Below are 21546 nucleotides of genomic sequence, written 5' to 3'. Positions count from 1 at the left end.
ATGAAACACCTAATTACCATAATTGGACCTACAGCCATAGGGAAAACTGCTTTGAGCATTCAATTAGCCAATCATTATAATTGCGAAATTGTTTCTTGCGACAGTCGTCAGTTTTTTAAGGAAATGACTATCGGGACTGCTGTTCCAAATGCTAAAGAATTGGCTGCTGCCCCGCATCATTTTATCCAAAACAAATCTATTTTTGAAAATTATACCGTAGGCGATTTCGAAAAAGAAGCGATTGCGACCATTGAAAAATTGTTTAAAACCAATGATTATGTGGTTCTAGTAGGCGGATCAGGTTTGTATGTCAATGCTGTTTTGAAAGGTTTTGATGATTTTCCTGAAATTGATTCGGCTATCCGTGAGGAAGTCAATGCTAACTATGAAAAGTTAGGCATTGGTTATTTACAAAGCGAACTCAAAAAACAAGATCCCGATTATTTCGAAAAAATTACTATTGAAAACCCGCAAACCCTACTCAATCCGCAACGCATGATGCGATTTGTAGAAGTTTGCATTGGTACAGGAAAAGCTTATTCTTCTTTTTTAAACCAAAAGAAAAACGAAAGAAGCTTCACTCCTATTCTTATTGGCTTAGAAGCCGAAAGAAATGTGATGTACAATCGCATTAACCAAAGAGTTGACATTATGATGAATGAAGGTTTACTTCAGGAAGCTAAGAATTTGTATCCCAACAAAGAGTTAAATGCTTTACAAACGGTGGGTTACCGTGAATTATTTAGTTACTTTGACAAAGAATTCACTTTGGAATTTGCTATCGAAGAAATCAAGAAAAACACCCGTCGTTTTGCTAAGCGTCAACTAACCTGGTTCAAACGTGATGAAAACACCAAATGGTTTCACTTTGAAACGCCAACTCAAAAAATAATTGATTATATTGAAAGTTATTCCCAAAAACCTTAAACAACAAACTCCAAACAATATCAAATGCCAGTAGCTGTTAATTTTACTTCCGTTATAAGTAAAGACTTCGAAATCAATTTCACTCAATGTTTGCCTTCAGGGTGTTTAAAATACACCGAATTATGTAATTTATTGCAACTTACCGCAGCTGAACACGCTGAAATGGGCGGCATTAGCTTTACGGATATGCAGGAATATGATCAAGCCTGGGTTTTGAGCAGAATGCGTGTAGAAATCAGTGCTTTGCCTCAATGGAAAGATACCGTAACAGTAAAAACATGGATCAACAGTTTAGAAAATTCCCGCTCGGTTCGTGCTTTGGAAATGTACGTTAATGGTGAAAAAATTATTGGATGCGAAACTTTCTGGGCCGTTTTTAATACTAAAAGTCGTCGTCCCGAATTGCTGACTTTAGCCCACGATCATTTTGAATTATTCCCGGATGTAAAAGCTACTCAGGAAGGTTTTTCAAAAATTGACATCAATCCCGAAAAAGAAGAAATTTTCAGTAAAACCGTTATTCTATCCGATTTAGATATAGTCAATCATGTCAATAACGTTAAATATCTGGAATGGTGTATGGATTTAGTGGATGAAAATATCATTTTGAAACAAAAAATAAAAAGCTTCGAAATGAATTTCATGAAGGAACTTTCGCTGCGTGACGAAGTGATGATTCACGAGAATGTTTCAGACGATGTTATTGTTTTTAGCATCACCAAAGAAGATAAAAACTGTTTTGCTTTGCAATTGAATTTGAAATAAAATTGATTTTATTTCTCGATTCTCAACAAAATAAAAAGCTGCTTCACAAAATCCGTAAGCAGCTTTTCTTCATCAAAAAACTATTATTAAACTAAAAAAATCTCCTAATGACAATTAGGACTTGCCTGAACAAACAAACTCATAGTAGCGGGTGATACATAAGGGATTCCTAATCCTAAACCTCTCAGAATAAACAACACTCCTATTAAAACTACTACATAAGGAATTATTTTTTGGATTTTATTACGCATAGTAACCGTCAAAAAAGAATTAATATACACCACGGTACTCATTAACGGAATGGTTCCTAAACCAAATAAAACCATGTAAACAACTCCTAAACTAACACTTTGCATAGCAATAGCACCAAATAATGCTACATAAACCATTCCGCAGGGTAAAAATCCGTTTAATAAACCAATGGTAAAAAGCGATTGATAGGACTTCTTTTTAAACTGATTCCCTAAAACTTGTTTTAACTTAGAAATCAGTCTAAATACGGGTTTTGAAAAATTATATTGTGCAAACGTTTTTTCGGGAATCACAATGGCTATAATCATCAAAATCCCAATTAAAATCGATAATTTTTGTTGTATTCCTGCCATAAAAAAACCTTTACCCAGCAAACCAAAAACAAACCCAATTGTAGCATAAGCTGTTATTCGTCCTAAATGATAAGTGATAATCTGGCTTACTTTTTTTGCCAGATTGCTTCTATCCACAGGCAACATCATAGCAATAGCACCGCACATTCCGATGCAGTGAAAACTACTTATGAGTCCGAATATCAAAGCGGTGTAAAGCATTATTTGAAGTTAGAAGTGGGAAGTTAGAAGTGGGAAGTTAGAAGACGGAAGATGGAAATTTTATTCCTATAACTGACAACCCACAACCGACAACTCAATTTACTGAATATAAATAGGCTCTTTGGTCAAATACTTTTTCCCATCGTATTGCCATTCCATATTAATGCCCCATTGACCGCCTACCAATTTTGATTTAGGTATGAGCAAAGTTGGATTAGACAACGAAATCGGAGTATCGAAATCTAATTTTTTGTTAGACGGTCGGTAAAGGGACACTGTTCCTGTAATTTTATCTGAGGCAAACGATTCCGGAAAAACGATTGTAATTCCTTCGCTGGTGTATTTTATAATGGGTTTTTGCTTTAAATCCTGAGCATTTTGAATGCGTTCCATTTCTTCCTGAAAGCGGGCATCGTGTTTGTAATATTCTTCCACAACCAACTCGTTGTCATACTTAGAATTCGATTGCACTTTAATCACAAAATACAGTATAAAACTCATAAACAATGCTATCGCAATCACTAATCCTGTTCCCCAATTGATCCTAATCCCCCTAACCCCCAAAGGAGAAACTCCCTCAGAAGTATTAAAATCTTTTAAATTGTTATTTTTCATCTTTTCTATGTATTAAAAATATCATTCTTCTCCCCCTATAAAACCTCCCCCTTTGAGGGCTAGGGGAATCAATCAAAAGTTCTCGGGCTTAAAAAACTTGTTGTTGTACTTTCAATTTTTTTATCACCATCAAAAACTTCAATTTTTAATTTGGTTTTATCACTTTCAAGTAAATATTTATTGATTTCAACAAATAATGTTCCGCTACTCATACCTTGTTTGGGTACTTTTAAACTTTGTTTTCCAACCAATTTTAAATCACCTTTGATACCCTTTAGTTTAAAATGAATCGCATTAAAATCATTGTTGGTCTTATTGATGATTTTATAAGTAAACACATTACTGATATTTTCGCCTTTATGCTGGTATAATTGTCCCGGTAAGCGTAAAATAAGTGCTTCGACATCAGTACGCAAAAACAATAAACCAACCAACATTCCAATCAAAATCACTAAAACAGCCGTGTAGCCTTTCATTCTGGCGGTGAATTTAAAAGCTGCTTTTTTCTCTATTTCATCTTCAGAAGCATAACGAATCAAACCTTTTGGATAGCCCACACTTTCCATAATGGTATCACATTCGTCAATACAAGCGGTGCAATTCACACATTCCAGTTGCGTTCCGTTACGAATATCAATACCGGTAGGACATACATTTACACATTGTCGGCAATCAATACAATCGCCTTTTCCGCTTAAATCCCTGTCTTCTTTTTTATTGAATTTTGCTCTGCCGGCTTCTTTTTCGCCTCGAACAAAATCATAAGCCACATTAATGGATTTATTATCTAAAAGTACCCCTTGCAACCTGCCGTATGGACAGGCAATGATACAAACCTGTTCTCTGAACCACACAAAAATAAAATAGAATATCCCTGTAAAAATCAATAACGAAATCAAGGTTTTTAAATGATGAGCAGGATTGTCTCCAATTATTTCAATCAGATTATCACTTCCTATCAAATAGGCTAAAAATACATTGGCAATTCCGAAAGAAATCATCAAAAAAACCGTCCATTTTAATGTTTTTTTTCTAATCTTTTCGGTATTCCATTCCTGTTTTGCTAATCGCATTTGAGCTCCCCTATCGCCTTCAATCCAATATTCTATTCTTCGAAAGACCATTTCCAAAAAAATAGTTTGCGGACAAATCCAACCACAAAAAATACGTCCAAAGATTACCGTAAACAGAATAATAAATACTACCCCAATAATCATAAAAAGCACAACCAGATAAAAATCCTGAGGCCAAAATGGAAAACCAAAAATATTAAAGCGACGCTCTAAAATGTTGAACATCATGAACTGATTTCCATTTACTTTCAGAAACGGATTCGCAATAAGAATTAGCAACAAAAAATAACTCACCCACTTGCGGTAGTCGTAAAACTTTCCGGAAGGTTTTTTAGGGTAAATAAATTTCCGTTTCCCTTCATTATCAATCGTTCCAATGCTATCTCTAAAAGCTTCGTTGGCTATCTTTGACATTTTGTATCTTTTTTAAACCATTAAGAAAGTTAAGAGTATTAAGTTTACACATAATAACTCTTAATACCTTAATGGTTTGTAATAACTTTTACTATTTTGCTTCGGCTATTGATGAACTTTCTTCTTCCCAAATTTCTCCTTCAGCTTCTTTGGCATCTTTTGGATTACTTCCTTTTAAAGACAAAATGTAACTGGCTACTTTTTGAATTTCTTTAGGTTTCAGAGTTCCTTTCCAGGCAATCATCCCTTTTCCGTCACGACCTCCATTAGTAATTGTATGAAATATATTTTTAACTCCGCCTCCCAGAATCCAACGGTTATCGGTTAAATTAGGTCCAATTTGTCCTCCTCCATCAGCTTTATGGCAGGCAGCACAATTGGTTTCGAAAATGGTTTTACCAATAGCCAAATCGGCTGGATCTGTCAGTTGGGTAACTGTTTTTTCATCCATTAAATCAGGAGCGTTTTTCATGTACTCAGCCACTTCAATTTTAGCCTGAGCCAATTCTTTTTTCAATTCCATTTCCTGATTGTCGGCTCCTAAAATCTCAAAACGCACTAAATAAATAGCCGCAAAAACAATACAGGCGTAGAAAGAGTACACCCACCAAGGTGGTAAATTATTGTCTAACTCTTTAATTCCGTCATAATCGTGATTCAATAATAAACTCGCCTCGTTTTCAATAGGAACGGTTCTTGTCAATTTATTCATCAAACCTTTGAACCATGCCGATTCTTTTAAAGGTAACTTTTCCTCAGCAGCTAATTTTGCTTTTTCTTCCTCCGGCAAAATTTGGTACACAATTGTATCGGCAGCACTAATAACAATTTCAATGGCAATCAACAACACTAAAACAACCAATAGGATAACATTAACAATAGGAAATTTTATAAATGCGGCTCTGTCGCCAGAATCAATAAAATATTCTATAGCACCAAATATGATAAAGAAAAGCACAATTACTCTAAGATATGCTGGAATTATTTTTTTCATTTTACTTATTTTTAAATCCACTTTTCATTTCCTATTTGATTGTTTTTTTTAATCAAAAGAATATGATTCAGGAAATTAACAACTACTATTTTAACTATTCAATTAACTAATCTTCCTGAAAAGGAATTTGACTCAACTCATCCATTTTTTCTTTTTTATAGAAAAAAACCCAAAATCCTAATCCTACAAAAAAAGAAAAGAAAATCAATAGCGATAGTATTGGATATATCGACACTCCGGCGATAGTCTCCATATTGTGTTTTATTTGCTCAAACATTTGCTTTATTTTTTAAAGGTTTTAAAAAATTCTAAGAGTTTTAGGTTCTAAGTTTTTAAATTCCAAATCTTAACGACTTAAAACCTTAATCTCCCAGCTATTTTATAAACTATTTTTTCACTTTAATATCAGTTCCTAATCTTTGAATGTAAGCAATCAGAGCTACAATTTCTCTATCCTTCATTGGAACAAATTTTTCTCCTCTGGCAACAGCTTTCTTTTTACTTTCCTCATAACTTTTTACAAAGTCAGGATCAGCATGCAGACTGTTTTCAATTTCCTGGGATTGCTCGTTAATAGCATTTTGAGCATTCGCAATATCAGTATCGGTATAAGGAACTCCTAATGTTCTCATGGTTTCCATTTTGCCTTCGATGTCCGAAATATCTAAGGCTTTGTTGTCAAATAACCATTTGTAACCCGGCATAATTGATCCGGCCGAAGTACTTTGTGGAGACCACATGTGATTAAAATGCCAGTTGTCATTGTATTTTTCACCTACTCTTAATAAATCAGGCCCTGTACGTTTTGAACCCCAAAGGAATGGATGATCATAAACAAATTCTCCTGCTTTAGACTGAGGGCCGTAACGTTCTACCTCACTTCTAAACGGACGTACCATTTGAGAGTGACAAGACACACAACCTTCACGAATGTATAAATCACGTCCTTCGAGTTCTAATGGCGTGTATGGTTTTACACTGCTAATTGTTGGAATATTCGATTTCACCATAATCGTAGGTACAATTTGAATGATTCCTCCAATTAAAATGGCTACAGTAGCCAAAATGGTTAATTGAATTGGTTTTCTTTCTAACCAAGGGTGGAATTTTTCTCCTTTTAGCCTTCCACTGCTTATTTTTTGCAATTCAGGTGCTTCGGCTAATTCGTCTTCAACACTATCATTTGCTTTAACCGTTTTATAAATATTATACACTAAAACAAACATTCCTATAATATACAATGTTCCTCCTACAGCACGCATCCAATACATTGGAATAATCTGAGTTACTGTTTCCAAAAAGTTTCCATAAGTCAACGTTCCATCAGGATTAAATTGTTTCCACATAGACGCTTGAAGGAAACCTGCAACATACATAGGTAAGGTATAAAGTATAATTCCTAAAGTACCTATCCAAAAGTGAACATTGGCCAATTTAAGAGAGTACAAAGGACCTTTTGTCATTCGGGGAATCAACCAATAAATCACTCCAAAAGCCATGAATCCGTTCCATGCCAAAGCTCCTACGTGTACGTGAGCGACAATCCAATCCGTAAAATGCGCAATAGCATTTACATTTTTAAGTGATAACATTGGCCCTTCAAAAGTGGCCATTCCGTAACCTGTAATGGCTACCACAAAAAATTTCAAAACAGGTTCAGTACGTACTTTATCCCAGGCACCACGTAAAGTCAACAATCCGTTTATCATTCCTCCCCAGGAAGGTGCAATCAACATAATTGAGAAAACCACACCTAAATTCTGTGCCCAGTTTGGCAAAGCAGAATACAATAAATGGTGAGGACCAGCCCAGATATATAAAAATATTAATGACCAAAAGTGAACAATAGACAATCGATAAGAATACACCGGACGATTAGCTGCTTTAGGGATGTAATAATACATCAACCCTAAAAAAGGTGTAGTAAGGAAAAAAGCAACCGCATTGTGTCCATACCACCATTGTACCAAGGCATCCTGAACTCCTGCATAAACAGAGTAACTTTTTAATCCCGAAACAGGCAAAGCCAAACTATTAAAGATATGCAACACGGCTACGGTTACAAAAGTGGCTAGGTAAAACCAAATGGCAACATACAGATGACGCTCTCTTCTTTTGATAATGGTACCAATCATATTGATACCAAAAACTACCCAAATTAATGCAATAGCAATATCTATAGGCCATTCCAATTCGGCATATTCTTTTGAAGTGGTATATCCCAAAGGAAGCGAAATAGCCGCTGCAACAATAATCAATTGCCATCCCCAGAAATTAAGATTACTCAAAAAATCAGAAAACATTCTGGCTTTTAAAAGTCGCTGTAACGAATAATAAATCCCCGCAAACATGGCGTTACCAACAAAAGCAAAAATAACAGCATTAGTATGCAAGGGTCTTAATCTACCAAAACTCAACCAGGAAACTCCATCAGTCAGGTTAGGGAATAAAAATAAGATAGCTAATAAAAGCCCGACCGCCATCCCGACTACCCCAAAAACTATGGTAGCATAAATGAACTTTTTAACAATTTTGTTGTCGTAATAAAACTGCTGCATTTCCATATATTAAAATTAAAATGATTTAAAAATTATTGCGTTTTCTCTTTTTTAGAATTCGCTTCCGCATCCTGACTAGCAAACACTATCTTCTTATTTCTGCTTTCTGACTTTACTGTTTCGTCGTCAAAAAGCATTCTGACCGATGGTGTGTAATCGTCGTCATACTGGCCACTTTTTACCGCAATAACAAAAGCGATAAAAAAGCCAACTGCAACGAAGATGCTAATGGTGATTAATAAATAAATGACACTCATACCTTAAATTTGTGTTAACAAAATTAAACTCCTTGTTTCGGGCATACTATGATATTTATCATACTTTGGATTTATTAAAGAGAAAAATATCTGGTTTTCTAATTCTTTTTCTTAAAAAAACCACCCCGCCTTTCAGGCACCCCTCCAGCGGAGGGGAAGTCACTTGACTTCTAACTTCTCCCGGTAGCTATCGGGACTTCTAACTCCTAACCTCTAACCTCTAACCTCTAACCTCTAACCTCTAACCTCTAACCTCTAACTTCTAACCTCTAACTTCTAACCTCTAACTTCTAACCTCTAACTTCTAACCTCTAACTTCTTCTCCCCAGCTTCCTCGCATAGTAATTACTCATTACCGTCACAAAACTCACAATGGTTACTGTACTTAAAGGCATTATAATTGCGGCTACCAGAGGTTCTAATTTGCCTGTTACGGCAAAAGTTAGTCCCACGACATTATAGAGCAATGACAATCCAAAACTCATTTTGATAACCAACATTGCTTTCTTTGAAAATTTTAAAAAATAATGCAGTTTTTGAAATTGATTTGCTTCTAAAATAGCATCGCAGGCAGGAGAAAAAACATTGACATTTTCAGAAATCGAAATCCCCACATTACTCTGAGCCAAAGCCCCGGCATCATTCAGGCCGTCGCCTACCATCATTACATTTTTTCCAGATTCCTGCAATTGCCAGATAAATTCCAGTTTTTGTTCGGGTTTTTGATTAAAAACCAATTCGGTTTCCTTAGGCAAAAGTTGCTCTAATACCGCTTTTTCTCCTGCATTATCTCCAGACAATACTTTTATTTGGTAATTGGATTTCAAACTTCTGAAAAGCGTTTCTAAACCATCACGATATTGATTTTTAAAGACATATTTTCCATAATAGATTCCATCAATTTGAATGTGAACCGAAGTTTGTAAGGTCGAATTCGCTTCAGAACTTCCGGCAAAGTTTGCCGAACCTATTTTAACCGAACTTCCCACCACTTTTGCCTGAATTCCTTTTCCGGTGATTTCTTCAAAATCGCTGATTTTCACTTTGCCTACATCAGGTAAAAAGTCATACAACATCCTGCTTAAAGGATGATTAGACGCTCGCAATACTGATTTTATCCGAATCAAATTATTCTCAGAAAGAGGCTCTCCTTCATACGAAATATTCGATTTTTTATTGGTGGTAATCGTTCCTGTTTTATCAAAAACAATCGTATCTACTTTTGCTAATTGTTCGATTACCAAAGCGTTTTTAAGGTAAAATTTTTGCTTGCCGACAATTCGCAATACATTTCCCAAAGTAAAGGGAGCTGTCAAAGCCAAAGCACAGGGACAGGCCACAATTAGTACCGCTGTGAAGACATTAAAAGCCGTATTTACATCTTTAAAAATCCAATAGCCAAATCCCACAAAAGCAATCAATAACAAGATGGGCGTGAAATAACGCGAAATGCTATCGGTGATGTTTTTGTGTTTCTGTTCTACATTTTTCTGGAATACATCATTGCTCCACAATTGGGTCAGATAACTTTGAGAAACAGAAAACAACACTTCCATTTCGATTACTTCCCCTATTTGTTTTCCTCCTGCAAAAACTTTGTCACCTGATTTCTTGTTTATCGGAATGGCTTCACCGGTAACAAAACTATAATCAATAGTAGCATTTTCACTTATCAGGATTCCGTCAACGGGAATTAATTCCTGATTTCGAATCAACAATCGATCTCCTTTTTGAATATCATAAACAGCCACACTTTCTTCGGAAGTATCAGTGTTTATTCGGGTAACAGCAACCGGGAAATAGGATTTAAAATCTCTTTCGAAACTCAGAAAACTATAGGTTTTAATTTGGAACATTTTGCCCAAAAGCATAAAGAAAACCAAACCGGTCAGACTATCAAAAAAACCGGAACCGTAATCCATCACAATATCAACCGTGCTTCGAATAAAAAAAACAACAATTCCTAAAGCGATAGGAATATCAATATTGAGCATTCCGGATTTGATACTTTTATAAGCCGAAACATAATAGCCACTGGCCGAATACAAAAAGGATGGCAATGACAACGCAAAGATTAACCACCTGAAAAACGGTTTGTAATTGTCCAGCCAAAATTCCTTCACCTCAAAATATTCCGGAAAAGAAAGCAGCATAATATTTCCAAAACAAAAGAAAGCCACACCTAATTTATAGGTTAAACTTCTATCGACTTTTTGTTTTCCTGTCTCGTAATTTTCCAGACTGATATAAGGTTCGTAGCCAATGGAACACAACAATTTCACAATTTCACTAAGCGAAACTTTTTGTGGATTGTAGTTAATACGCACTTTTTTGTCAGGAAAATTAACCTGAGAAACATTTATTCCCTCCTGAAGGCGTTGTAAATTTTCCAGAATCCAAATACAAGAGCTACAATGTATATGAGGAATGCTAAGTGAAACAATAGCGGTTGTATCCTCTTGAAATTCCAATAATTTTGAAACAATGTTTTCATTTTCTAAAAAATCATATTTACCATTATTATCCTGCGGAGTTGCTCCAGGTGATTTTTCAAAATCATAATAAGAAGTCAAATCATTAAGGCTAAAAATTTCGTAAACCGTTTTACAACCGGCGCAACAGAATTTTTTTGCATCAAAAATAATTTCAGCTTCTTTTACAACATCTAAACCACAATGGAAACAGTTTTGTGTATCCATAACTTTGCTCATTTTACCTTATGCAAAATTCTTAAAGGAATACCTCATAAAATATGATATATATCATATAAATACTTAATTTTGCAAATAATCAAATCATTCATTCAAAATGAGCAAATGTGAACAATGTATCGTTAGAGAATTCAGCTCTTTAAAAGCACTCAACAAAGACGAATTAGTAAAACTTGCCGAGTGCAAGACTTCTCTTTTGGTAAAAAAAGGCGAAGTGATTTTTGAAGAAGGCGAAAATGTAAATGGTATTTTTTGTATCAAAGACGGTGTTTGCAAATTGACCAAATTGAGTCCGAATGGCAAAGATCACATTGTAAAACTGGTGACCAAAGGAGAACTTTTAGGACAACGCTCGATGATAAGTGAGGAACCTGTAAACCTTAGCGCTGTGGCGCTTGAAGACATGCAGGTGTGCTTTATTCCTAAAAACGAAATCATGGGATTTTTTGATAAAAACAATCAGTTTTCTATGAATGTCATGAGAACCATTTGCGGCGATTTGAAAGAATCTGACGATCATGTGGTTAATATGGCTCAAAAAACCGTAAAACAACGCCTTGCCGAAACCCTACTCTATCTTCAGGATACTTTTGGCAAAAACGAAGACGACAGCCTAAAAATTCAATTAACCCGCGACGAACTCGCCAGCATGATTGGTACCGCCACCGAAAGCTGTATTCGCCTATTATCTGATTTTAATAAATTAGGATTGATTGAATTAAAAGCGAAAAAGATTGTGCTTAAAAATATTCCTCAACTTAAAAAGATGGTTTAAGATTTTATTGTTTTCCTATTCTTTCTTTGTTTTTTATATTTACTTTACAGTAGTAAACATCGATAACTATACGTATATTGTTGCTATTTTGTAATGATTAAAATATAATTCAAAAAAGATAATGCAGTCAAAACTTAACATCAATGAATTTAGAGAAAAATTAAAAAGCTCTATAAAAATTGGACATCCACAACTCAAAATTAATACACCATTCAATTTGTTTTTTTTCGATTCTTCAAAATCTTTTTACGGACGTTACGATGACAAAACATTCTATCTGACATTAAATTACAGAATTACTCATAGTCCATACCTCATAAAAGGAAATTATAAATTTGTGAATAAAAAACTTCAAATTCAATATGAAATTTTTCCTAAATTTAAATATCAAAAATATTTTTTACTATTATGGATAGCTTGTGGAATTGGCATGATAACTTATATCAATTTTAAATTCGGTAACAAAAATGATCTAATGATACCAAATCTATTTTTATTATCAATGTTACTATATGGAAGTTTCCAATACAAGTTGAGTAAAAAAATTATAGAAAAGAAATTTAGAAAAACATTTGAAATTTACTCCTAAAAAACAATCAGTCTGAGCAACTACAAAGGATTAAAACATTAGTTCAATACCTCTCTAAAATCATTCTAAAAAAGGTTGATTTTTAGTTAAAGTTCAAAATTCCAGAAGCCCATTTCCAAAAAATATCCTAAAGTTTCCTAAATTTTAAGTTATAAAGCCAAACTGATTTTTTTAGCTTGGCTTTTTTTATTTTATTTAGTTTTTAAAACAAAAATGAAATGAAAAAACTAATTCTAATCTTAAGTATTATTGCTTTGGCAGGTTGTAAATCCAAAAAAATTACGCCAAGCGAACCTAAAGCAGATGAAGTTGTCCAATTGGCTTTAAACCAAATCAACAACAATCAAAAAAACAAAGCCTACGAATTAGGAAAAAGAGTTTTGATGACTTGTAATACCTCAAAATTCAAGCCTTTTACCAGTAGCGAAGCTACAACCTCAGTTATTAATAACATCACTATCGAAAAACTCTCCAAAACCTGTACTAAATACCGACAATGGTACGGTACTTTTAAAGATTTGGAATTAGCCGAAGTTTACCAAAACACTAAAGATCAAACAACAGTCTATCGATTTAAAGCTTTATATTCTAAAAAAGTAGCCAACAAAGAATTGCGTGTTTTTATGAACACTGATAACTTAGTTTCAGCAATAAAAACATCCGACTGGACAACAACTTTTACGTACAACAAATGATATCAATTATAATTATCAAGCAGCCAGAAATTTTCTGGTATAAAAAGGCACAATTATGAACATGAGACTGCTGTTACTATTTTTTCTTATCCATTTTTCAGCCTCAAGTCAGGAAATAATGAATGTAAAAAACAAGCAATTTAAGGCAACCCCTTTCTGGAATTTCATCAGTACCAATTATACTCTTGGCGGTGAAGTTCAGGTACAGTTGGCTAAAACAGAGAATGGTGGATTATTAAAACTTTCGGTTGTTACCACAAATCCTAAATCGATGATTGCAGGCACAGTTTACGTTTATTTAAGTGACAATAGTTTTATCAGTTGCATCGACAAAGGACAATTTGAAAACACTGAAAACAGCCTGAGCTCTTATTTTAACTTTACAGCCGCCGAAATGAACAAACTCAAAAAACATAATATTACATCGATTCGTTTTAATATCAAAGGGACATCAGGAAATTTTGCCAATCAAATAGGGAATTTTACGGCTGTCAATAAAAAATCCTATTATTCAAGTCGTTATCAAAATACTCCAAATATTTTTGAAACAGCTAAAGAAATCAATAATTTATACCAGTAAGTAAGCTTATACAAGTCTAAAATCAAATTCCCAATCCAACTCTTTTTTATACCACAATTGACCTTGAGCGACTTCAAGAGGACAATCGAAATTATTAGTATAAAGCGCTCCTGTTCCCAATCCCTGAGGCATCGGATTTTTTAATAAACAGGTCCATTGCGCAATGGCATTTAAGCCAATATTAGACTCTAAAGCCGAAGTAATCCACCAGCCAATTTGGTGCTTTTCGGCTAACGAAATCCATTCTTGAGTTCCCCTAAAACCACCTACAAAACTGGGTTTTAAAATGATGTATTGCGGCTTGATTTTTTGCAATAATTGCTCTTTTTCAGTCAATGAAAAAACACCAATTAACTCTTCATCTAAAGCAATAGGAAAAGGTGTTGTTTTACACAGTTCTGCCATACTGTCAGTGTTGTTTTTTTGAATAGGCTGTTCTATGCTATGTAATTTAAATTCAGACAATTGATTTAATTTACCTAAAGCTTTGTTTGTATCAAAAGCACCATTAGCATCTACACGAATCTCAACTTGTTCAGCAGTGAAATACTCTCGGATATAACGCAATAATTCCAGTTCTTTTTCAAAATCGATAGCGCCAATTTTGAGTTTTACACAACGAAACCCCTGCGCCAGTTTTTCTTCGATTTGCTGCTTCATAAAAGCCGCTTCTCCCATCCAAATCAAACCGTTAATTTCAATTGATTTTTCACCTTCGGTAAAGGCAGAAGGGAAGAGTAAAAAAGGAGTTTCGCTCGCTAAAGACTGAAAAGCCATTTCGACTCCAAACTGTATCGAAGGAAACTCAATCAATGCTTCCCAAAGCAAATCTTTTCCTAAATGAATATTAGCGCAAGTCCACTTTAATTTAGCTTCATAATCCGGTCGATCATCAGCACTTAAGCCTCTTAAAATTCCGCACTCACCTATTCCTTTTTTTTCGTCCTTTTCCAGAACGATAAACCAGGTTTCTTTGTCGGTCATCACCCCTCGGGAAGTTCCTGATGGTCGTTTAAAATTAAGGATGTATTTATGATAAGTTGCTTTCATTTTTTTCTAACCGCAAAGAGTAATTTTTACCGCAAAGATTCGCAAAGGTTTCGCAAAGGTTCGCTAAGATTTTTGAAAAGTTCCCGACTTAGCCTGACCTGAAAAGTATTAATCTAAAATTTGTAAATTAATACTCTGTGGTATATCTTTTAACATCTTTTTCTCTGACTTACTAATCTCATCATTTAAAAAAACAGAAAAATCATTCCATTCACCAACAATTTCACCGTTTTTACGAATTGAAATTATTTTATTTCCATCATAAAAATAACCTACATTTTCTTCATCATTATATTCTGCTCCTCCAAAATGAAAATATGATTTATCAACGTTATAACCATTTATCCAACGAGTATTTGCTGTTTCTAAACTATGACATTGCAAATAGCTTCTTGTTAGTGATTTAATTATTCCATAAAAAGAAATATCATATAAAAAACAACCGTTGAAATTTTCTAAAAACTCTTTATAAAAAGCTGGTATATTAATTTGAATATCATACTGAAACTCACACAATACTTGTTTACTAGTTCCTTTATAAATCATTAATCCCCAATTTAAAGGAGCAACCCAAGGTCTATGTAGAATATTTAACCGTTCTTTATCATCCACATTCGAACCATTCAAAATATATTTTCGAGCTTGCTGCTTAATTGCAAAATATTTATCAGAATATGAATCAATAATTTCACTAATATTTTCCATAGATAGCTTTGTTATTATTTAATCTAGAGCTTTTTCTTAAATATTTAACCAGATTTTAAAAGTTCCGAACTAAACTTAAATCATTAAATCTTTTTTCTTGGTTCTTTACTCTTTTTTCTATTTTCTTTTCTCTAATTCAACAACTTCAAAACCCTTTCAAAATCCTCATTTTGAATTCCAGCTTTTGCAAAAGTTTGATAATCGTCTTTTATTTTTTGCGACCAGCTTACACTATCGGTCACGTTTTGATTTTGGTATTCTTTATAGATTGTTTTCGCTTTCGAATATTCTCCGTTTAACAAATAAGCGTGCGCCAAGTTTAATTTGACCAACAATTCCGTATCATCCAGTTTTTCGCCTTCTTTTAAGGCTTTTATAGCCTTGCCGTATTGTTTGGTTAACAAATAAGAATACCCCAAACCACTGTAATCTAAAGCCGTTGCTTTTTGTTGATTTACAATTTCGTTATAGTTTTTTATAGCTGCTGCATAATCGCCTTTTTTAAGATTATTCGAAGCTTTTGCTCTCAAATCATTAAAAACCGTTTTGGCAATTCCGGTTTCTTCAAAACAACTCGCTCCAAAATCCTTATACGCCTTGGTTTGTTCCATAGGCAGGAGTTTTTGGAATTCCTTAAAAGTATATTGCTTTTGGATTTTTTCGCCAATACAAACACAGAAATCGTCCGAATTAGCCATTTTTCTGGCTAAAGCCGAAGTTTTACATTGACTGATAATGTTTTTTCGGTTTTCCAGCGTCCAGCCTCTACTTAATTTAGCATCTACCCAAGGCACAACTTCCAAAACAATTTTCTGCTTCATAATCCAATTGGAACTTTCGAAACCAAAATACAGTTTAACTGTATTTGTTTTAACACAAGTAGATTTGTCAATTGAAAGTCGTTTAGCATCTTTACTTACAGCAGTATTTTGAACCAGGCAGGCATTAGCAGTTTCTCCTTTTGATTTATAAGAAGCCGCCAGCTCTTTAGTTGAAAAAATAGCATATTTGCATTTGTCGTCTCCTGAAATTTTAGACAATAAAAAGACAGCCCCAGCCGAACCCTGACTAATTCCTGTTGGGTCCGGAATAGATTTTAGAACCGAAACAAGACTACTCGCCATTTGCTGATTGTCATCCAAAAGCGTAATTCTATAAATCAATTCAGTAGTTCCGGCCGGAAAATCATCGGTTTCGATAATTATCCTATCTCTTGCCGAAACAATAATTTCTTTAGAAGTAGCCCTTTCTTTGTCCCAATAACCTGTTTTTTGAGCAAAAATGGACTGGCAAAAAATACTAATGAATAGCAGTGTAATTATTTTTTTCACGGATGTGGTTGGTGTTAACTATACGAAACTAGCCCTGATAGTAGCGAAAATCCTTGACTGCCGGTGTTCGGCAGGCAAGATTGCAGCGGATAGCAGGAATAGCTTCTAAAAATTTACAATTCGATACTGTCTCCTATTTCAAGCAGCATTAAGTCTTTTCCTTTGTCGAAAAATCGTTGAATAGCTTCTTTATGATCGATTTTTATATATCCAAAAGTATCATAATGGTAGCCTAAGATTTTATCACATTCCACAAAATCAGAAGCCAAAATAGCATCTTCAATATCCATGGTAAAATTATCGCCTATTGGAAAAATGGCTAAATCCAATTTGGTCCGCATTGGAATCAGTTTCATATCCATTGTCAAAGCAGTATCGCCTGCGATATAGATGTTTTTATGTTCGCCTTCGATAACAAAACCACCCGGATTTCCTCCATTTGAACCGTCAGGAAAAGAACTCGAATGAATGGCATTTACATATTTTACCTTTCCAAAATCAAAATTCCAGCTTCCACCGTGATTCATCGGATGCGACTGAAAACCTTTGGCAGCATAATATCCCGCAATCTCTGCATTGGATACAATCACCGCATTAGTACGTTTAGCAATTGCTTCCACATCCAAAACATGATCACCATGAGCATGTGTCAGCAAAATATAATCGGCTTTTAAATCTTCAATATCGATATGTTCGGCTAATGGATTTGCTGAAATAAAAGGATCTACAATAATGTGTTTTCCACCCACTTTAATTCCTAAAGCAGCGTGTCCGTAATAGGTTATTTTCATTTTTATTTTTTTTGAGTGATGAGTAACTAGTGAATAGTAATTAGTCCTTAGTCCTTAGTTCTTAGTCCTTAGTTCTTAGTCCTTAGTTCTTAGTCCTTAGTTCTTAGTCCTTAGTCCTTAGTCCTTAGTCCTTAGTCCTTAGTTCTTAGTTCTTAGTCTTTAGCGATTGGTAAACTCCAATCTTGGAAGTTCAATGGGTATAGAATCCCTGTATCTAATTTACAATCACTAATCCCAATTCACTTTTTATTTTTACTATTTATTGTCGCTAAGGACTGAGGACTAAGAACCAACTTATCTTCCGCCTAAAAAAGCATTCACAACTATATCTGAAAAAAAGTAAATCATACACAAAGACAATAAAACAGCAAGTGCAAAAGTACTTAAGGCTAATTTTTTTAACTCGGGATCTAATTCTTTAGGTTCTTGATTTTTAGAAACCGTAATTAAATGTTTAGTTAAAGGAATATAAGCCAATAAAAACAGGTATTGATCAAATTTAAACTCGCTTATAATTGCAAATACCAAAGTCAAAACCATCGCACCACCAATTAAAAAGTAATGGTATTTTTTAGCTTTTGCTCCGCCAATTTTTACCACAATGGTATTTTTCCCTGCCTTTTTATCAGAAGCTTCATCACGCATATTATTCAAATTCAAAACACCTACACTTAAAAAACCAATAGCCATGGCCGGCAAAATCAATTCCAAATCTAATTGCTTGGAATACAAAAAGTTCACTCCTAAGGTACTTACCAATCCGAAAAACACGAATACAAACAAGTCACCATAACCACGGTAACCATAAGCGGTATTTCCAACGGTATAACGAATAGCCGATAAAATGGCTAAAATCCCTAAAACAAGATAGAATAACGAATAGAATAAATTAGTATCTCTAAAAGCATAATAAATCAATGCCATTGCCGAAAGCAAGGTCAAAAAAGAAGTGATAATAATAGCACGCTTCATCGCGGCAGGCGTAATCACACCACTCTGAATGGCACGTTTAGGCCCTATTCGGTCTTCATTATCGGTTCCTTTCATTCCATCACCATAATCATTGGCAAAATTGGAAAGAATTTGCAATCCTAAAGTTGTTAATATAGCAAAGCCAAAAAGTCTCCAGTTAAAAACTTCGGTAGGTGTTAATATTTCATCGGTAGGATGTGCCAGAGCATACATACTTCCTACGATAATTCCTGATACAGACAAAGGTAAGGTGCGCAATCTTGCGGCTTCAATCCAGTGTTTCATGTTAAAAAGTTAGAGATTAGAAATTTGAGATTAGAGGTTAGAAATTTGAGGTTAGAGGTTATTTTAATCGGGTAAAAATTATTCATTAAAAAACTTCCTTCTTCCCACTTCTAACTCCCCACTTCCTACGGCAACCATTTCTTTTCAAAATTCGGTTTTCTTTTTTCAAGGAAAGCATTTCTTCCTTCCTTAGCTTCTTCGGTCATATAAGCTAATCTTGTAGCTTCTCCGGCAAAAACCTGTTGTCCTACCATTCCATCATCAGTAAGGTTCATCGCAAATTTCAGCATTTTGATTGATGTTGGCGATTTAGCCAATATTTCCTGTGCCCATTCGTAAGCTGTTGCTTCTAATTCGTCATGTGGAACCACAGCATTTACCATCCCCATATCAAACGCTTCCTGAGCAGAATAATTACGTCCTAAGAAGAAAATCTCACGGGCTTTTTTCTGCCCCACCATTTTAGCCAAATAAGCCGAACCATAACCTCCATCAAAACTGGTTACATCGGCATCAGTTTGTTTAAAAATAGCGTGTTCTTTACTTGCCAGAGTCATATCGCAAACCACGTGTAAACTATGTCCGCCACCAACAGCCCAGCCCGGCACTACTGCAATAACCGCTTTTGGCATGAAACGAATCAATCGCTGTACATCTAAAATATTCAATCGGTGGTAACCGTCTTCTCCTACATAGCCTTGGTGTCCACGCGCTTTTTGATCGCCACCGCTGCAAAAAGACCAAATTCCGTCTTTAGTACTTGGCCCTTCGGCAGAAAGCAAGACCACTCCTATTGAAGTATCTTCCTGCGCATCATGAAAGGCATCTAAAAGTTCTGCAGTAGTTTTAGGTCTGAAGGCATTTCTAACATCAGGTCTGTTGAATGCTATTCTGGCAACACCGTTGCATTTTTTATAAGTGATATCTTCGTATTCTTTTGCTGTGATCCAATCCATTTTAATGGGTTTAAATTATTTTAGCGTAAAAATAAATCATTTTTTACACTTTATCTATCCAATCCCTTATTTAGCTTCAAAAAAGAATCCTTAACCTAAAAACAAAATTAGCACAACAAAATATTAACCAATTATTTACTAATCCAAAATAAGTATTTTATTACTTTATTTTTTTATATTTACAGTAGTTCCTTCAACATACAAAAACACTATTTGATTATGAAAATATGGAATACTTATACTTCAATTGTTAAAAACAACATCTTGCTCTCTTCTCAGGAGAATAAAGATTTAAAATATTGGCGTGATGATATGTTTTCAAATACCATAATCTACATCATTCCGTTAAGTGTTATTGCCTTGATTCCCTCGCTGATTTGGGCTTTTGAAGAAAAACTTTATCTGATGGTTATAGTGGATATATTTTCGGTTTTGCTAGCTATTTTTACAGGAATTAAAAAAGGAATCAAAATAAAACAACGCAAACTTTTATTCATCGGAACTGTATATACCTTAAGTTCTTTTCTCATTTATTATGTAGGATTAAATAGCACACTGTATCTACTTGCCGCCTGTTTTTTAGCTACTTTTATTTATACTTTTAAAAACCAATACGCTCCAGCTCTTTTCAATATCTATATTTCTATTTTTTACATTGTCTTATATTATCTTGAGCTGACTCCACCTCACAATATCAACTTTAAATCAAGCGAACTTTTTGCGGTTTTTTCAAATTTGATTTTCCTGAGCTTTTTAGTTTGTTCACTTGTTCCTAAATTATTCCATGGTCTTGACGAAAGTTTTAAAAACAACATCAAACACACTAAAAAAATCGAAAAACAAAATGAGGTTTTAAAAGAAATTACCTGGATACAATCACATGTGGTGAGAACACCATTGTCCAGATTAATGGCAATAACCAATCTTTTGAAAGAAAACGATAATACAGAAGAAGAAAAAACATTTCTAATCGATAATATTGTCGTTTCCAGCAATGAATTAGACCAAATTATTCAGGAAATTGTTTCCAAATCAGAAAAAATACGTTCGTCTGAAAATTAGTCTCAGAATAATTCTAACAACTTATTTTTCCTTATTTCAACTCCAATTGCGATTGCAGTAATCCTTCTCCCGTTAATCCTTCGATAGTGTTAAAATTTGTCGAATAATGATATTTTTTTGAAAGCTGAAAACTTTTTTTTATTAATTTTAGGCATAGTTAGTTCAGGAATTGGTCAAATATTTACAATACAGGCTAACTCGCGAGTTTTAAACTGATTTATTAACCTAAAAAAAGATTATTGAAAAAAACAACAAGCTTTATCACTCTTTTTTGTACGTTACTAAATTTAAACTTCGGAAGAAAAGAGCCCAGCAGGGAACCCCTGAATTATATTAGAATTTACTCAAAGTAGCACCAAAGGTAAAAAGTTGGATTACTATACGAGACAAAAAAAGTCATTAAAATGAATGCGTAAAATCCAAAGAAACTGCTACTACCAAAGGTTTTAATGCAAAATGAGATTCCAAATATCATTTTGAGGTTAAAAAAAGATAAAGAAAGAACGGTAAACGAGAAACTAAAATAGTTTCCTATTGTTAAATACATTATAGTTTGTCCAAAAATAAGATAGGCTATAAAAGAGAAAGACTAACCGAAAGGATTAGTCTTTCTTTTTTATATATCGTTTCGAAAA

The 21546-nt window shown here is 34.2% G+C and carries 21 protein-coding genes; 7 read left to right on the top strand and 14 right to left on the bottom strand.

All coding sequences use genetic code 11. The features are described from left to right. Both miaA and FDM27_RS07195 read left to right on the top strand, forming a co-directional pair. On the top strand, positions 1 to 927 hold the full coding sequence (gene miaA / locus FDM27_RS07200; RefSeq protein WP_140485765.1) for a tRNA (adenosine(37)-N6)-dimethylallyltransferase MiaA: 927 nt from the start codon (positions 1 to 3) through the stop codon (positions 925 to 927). A gap of 24 nt (positions 928 to 951) precedes the next feature. Next, positions 952 to 1692 (top strand): acyl-[acyl-carrier-protein] thioesterase, encoded by a 741-nt coding sequence (locus tag FDM27_RS07195; protein WP_140485764.1) that lies wholly within the window; start codon positions 952 to 954, stop codon positions 1690 to 1692. A 104-nt stretch (positions 1693 to 1796) separates the two neighbouring features. Here FDM27_RS07195 and FDM27_RS07190 read toward each other — a convergent pair whose 3' ends face one another. The 8 genes from FDM27_RS07190 to FDM27_RS07155 all read right to left on the bottom strand — a co-directional run bounded on the left by FDM27_RS07190 (position 1797) and on the right by FDM27_RS07155 (position 11108). Then, entirely contained in the window at positions 1797 to 2498 is a 702-nt protein-coding gene (locus FDM27_RS07190) for a sulfite exporter TauE/SafE family protein (RefSeq protein ID WP_140485763.1), read from the bottom strand. Positions 2499 to 2597: 99 nt separating this feature from the next. Beyond that, complete coding sequence (locus FDM27_RS07185) at positions 2598 to 3047, bottom strand: FixH family protein (RefSeq protein ID WP_140486013.1); 450 nt, start codon at positions 3045 to 3047, stop codon at positions 2598 to 2600. Positions 3048 to 3181: 134 nt separating this feature from the next. Beyond that, positions 3182 to 4600: a cytochrome c oxidase accessory protein CcoG gene (gene ccoG / locus FDM27_RS07180; protein ID WP_140485762.1), complete on the bottom strand. Its 1419-nt coding sequence runs from the start codon at positions 4598 to 4600 to the stop codon at positions 3182 to 3184. A gap of 91 nt (positions 4601 to 4691) precedes the next feature. Then, entirely contained in the window at positions 4692 to 5594 is a 903-nt protein-coding gene (locus tag FDM27_RS07175) for a cbb3-type cytochrome c oxidase N-terminal domain-containing protein (RefSeq protein ID WP_140485761.1), read from the bottom strand. 106 nt (positions 5595 to 5700) lie between these two features. Then, on the bottom strand, positions 5701 to 5871 hold the full coding sequence (locus FDM27_RS07170; protein WP_140485760.1) for a CcoQ/FixQ family Cbb3-type cytochrome c oxidase assembly chaperone: 171 nt from the start codon (positions 5869 to 5871) through the stop codon (positions 5701 to 5703). Positions 5872 to 5980: 109 nt separating this feature from the next. Next, entirely contained in the window at positions 5981 to 8158 is a 2178-nt protein-coding gene (gene ccoN, locus FDM27_RS07165; protein ID WP_140485759.1) for a cytochrome-c oxidase, cbb3-type subunit I, read from the bottom strand. A 26-nt stretch (positions 8159 to 8184) separates the two neighbouring features. Continuing rightward, positions 8185 to 8409, bottom strand: a complete 225-nt coding sequence (ccoS, locus tag FDM27_RS07160) for a cbb3-type cytochrome oxidase assembly protein CcoS (RefSeq protein ID WP_140485758.1) — start codon at positions 8407 to 8409, stop codon at positions 8185 to 8187. 311 nt (positions 8410 to 8720) lie between these two features. Continuing rightward, the gene (locus FDM27_RS07155; RefSeq protein WP_140485757.1) at positions 8721 to 11108 is read right to left on the bottom strand and encodes a heavy metal translocating P-type ATPase; all 2388 of its coding nucleotides are present in this window, start codon (positions 11106 to 11108) and stop codon (positions 8721 to 8723) included. Between the two features lie 109 nt (positions 11109 to 11217). On the opposite strand from FDM27_RS07155, the gene FDM27_RS07150 reads away from it, so the two are divergent. From FDM27_RS07150 to FDM27_RS07135, 4 genes are all read left to right on the top strand, one after another. Then, entirely contained in the window at positions 11218 to 11895 is a 678-nt protein-coding gene (locus FDM27_RS07150) for a Crp/Fnr family transcriptional regulator (protein WP_140485756.1), read from the top strand. A 121-nt stretch (positions 11896 to 12016) separates the two neighbouring features. Further along, positions 12017 to 12484, top strand: a complete 468-nt coding sequence (locus tag FDM27_RS07145) for a hypothetical protein (RefSeq protein ID WP_140485755.1) — start codon at positions 12017 to 12019, stop codon at positions 12482 to 12484. Between the two features lie 218 nt (positions 12485 to 12702). Further along, complete coding sequence (locus tag FDM27_RS07140) at positions 12703 to 13179, top strand: hypothetical protein (RefSeq protein WP_140485754.1); 477 nt, start codon at positions 12703 to 12705, stop codon at positions 13177 to 13179. Between the two features lie 55 nt (positions 13180 to 13234). Continuing rightward, positions 13235 to 13759, top strand: coding sequence for a hypothetical protein (locus tag FDM27_RS07135; protein ID WP_140485753.1), 525 nt, complete (start codon positions 13235 to 13237; stop codon positions 13757 to 13759). A gap of 6 nt (positions 13760 to 13765) precedes the next feature. Here the strand turns inward: FDM27_RS07135 and FDM27_RS07130 are convergent, their stop codons facing one another. The 6 genes from FDM27_RS07130 to FDM27_RS07105 form a co-directional block, all read right to left on the bottom strand. Then, entirely contained in the window at positions 13766 to 14809 is a 1044-nt protein-coding gene (locus FDM27_RS07130; protein WP_140485752.1) for an o-succinylbenzoate synthase, read from the bottom strand. 108 nt (positions 14810 to 14917) lie between these two features. After that, positions 14918 to 15514 carry a hypothetical protein gene (locus tag FDM27_RS07125; protein ID WP_140485751.1) on the bottom strand — a complete coding sequence of 199 codons (597 nt, stop codon included), beginning with the start codon at positions 15512 to 15514 and terminating at the stop codon, positions 14918 to 14920. A gap of 131 nt (positions 15515 to 15645) precedes the next feature. Next, the gene (locus FDM27_RS07120; RefSeq protein ID WP_140485750.1) at positions 15646 to 16845 is read right to left on the bottom strand and encodes a tetratricopeptide repeat protein; all 1200 of its coding nucleotides are present in this window, start codon (positions 16843 to 16845) and stop codon (positions 15646 to 15648) included. A 113-nt stretch (positions 16846 to 16958) separates the two neighbouring features. Further along, positions 16959 to 17636 carry a metal-dependent hydrolase gene (locus tag FDM27_RS07115; protein ID WP_071185658.1) on the bottom strand — a complete coding sequence of 226 codons (678 nt, stop codon included), beginning with the start codon at positions 17634 to 17636 and terminating at the stop codon, positions 16959 to 16961. Between the two features lie 294 nt (positions 17637 to 17930). Further along, a complete protein-coding gene (gene menA / locus FDM27_RS07110; RefSeq protein ID WP_071185657.1) occupies positions 17931 to 18893 on the bottom strand; it encodes a 1,4-dihydroxy-2-naphthoate octaprenyltransferase in 963 nt (320 codons plus the stop codon). A 125-nt stretch (positions 18894 to 19018) separates the two neighbouring features. Next, complete coding sequence (locus FDM27_RS07105) at positions 19019 to 19849, bottom strand: 1,4-dihydroxy-2-naphthoyl-CoA synthase (protein WP_140485749.1); 831 nt, start codon at positions 19847 to 19849, stop codon at positions 19019 to 19021. Between the two features lie 219 nt (positions 19850 to 20068). On the opposite strand from FDM27_RS07105, the gene FDM27_RS07100 reads away from it, so the two are divergent. After that, on the top strand, positions 20069 to 20911 hold the full coding sequence (locus tag FDM27_RS07100; protein ID WP_140485748.1) for a hypothetical protein: 843 nt from the start codon (positions 20069 to 20071) through the stop codon (positions 20909 to 20911). Positions 20912 to 21546 lie beyond the last annotated feature (635 nt).

The organism is Flavobacterium sp. GSA192 (assembly GCF_006386525.1).
In the GTDB taxonomy this organism is placed as follows: Bacteria; Bacteroidota; Bacteroidia; order Flavobacteriales; family Flavobacteriaceae; genus Flavobacterium; species Flavobacterium commune.
Note: the sequence above shows the minus strand (reverse complement) of the source record. Positions and strands in the feature narration are given on the sequence as shown.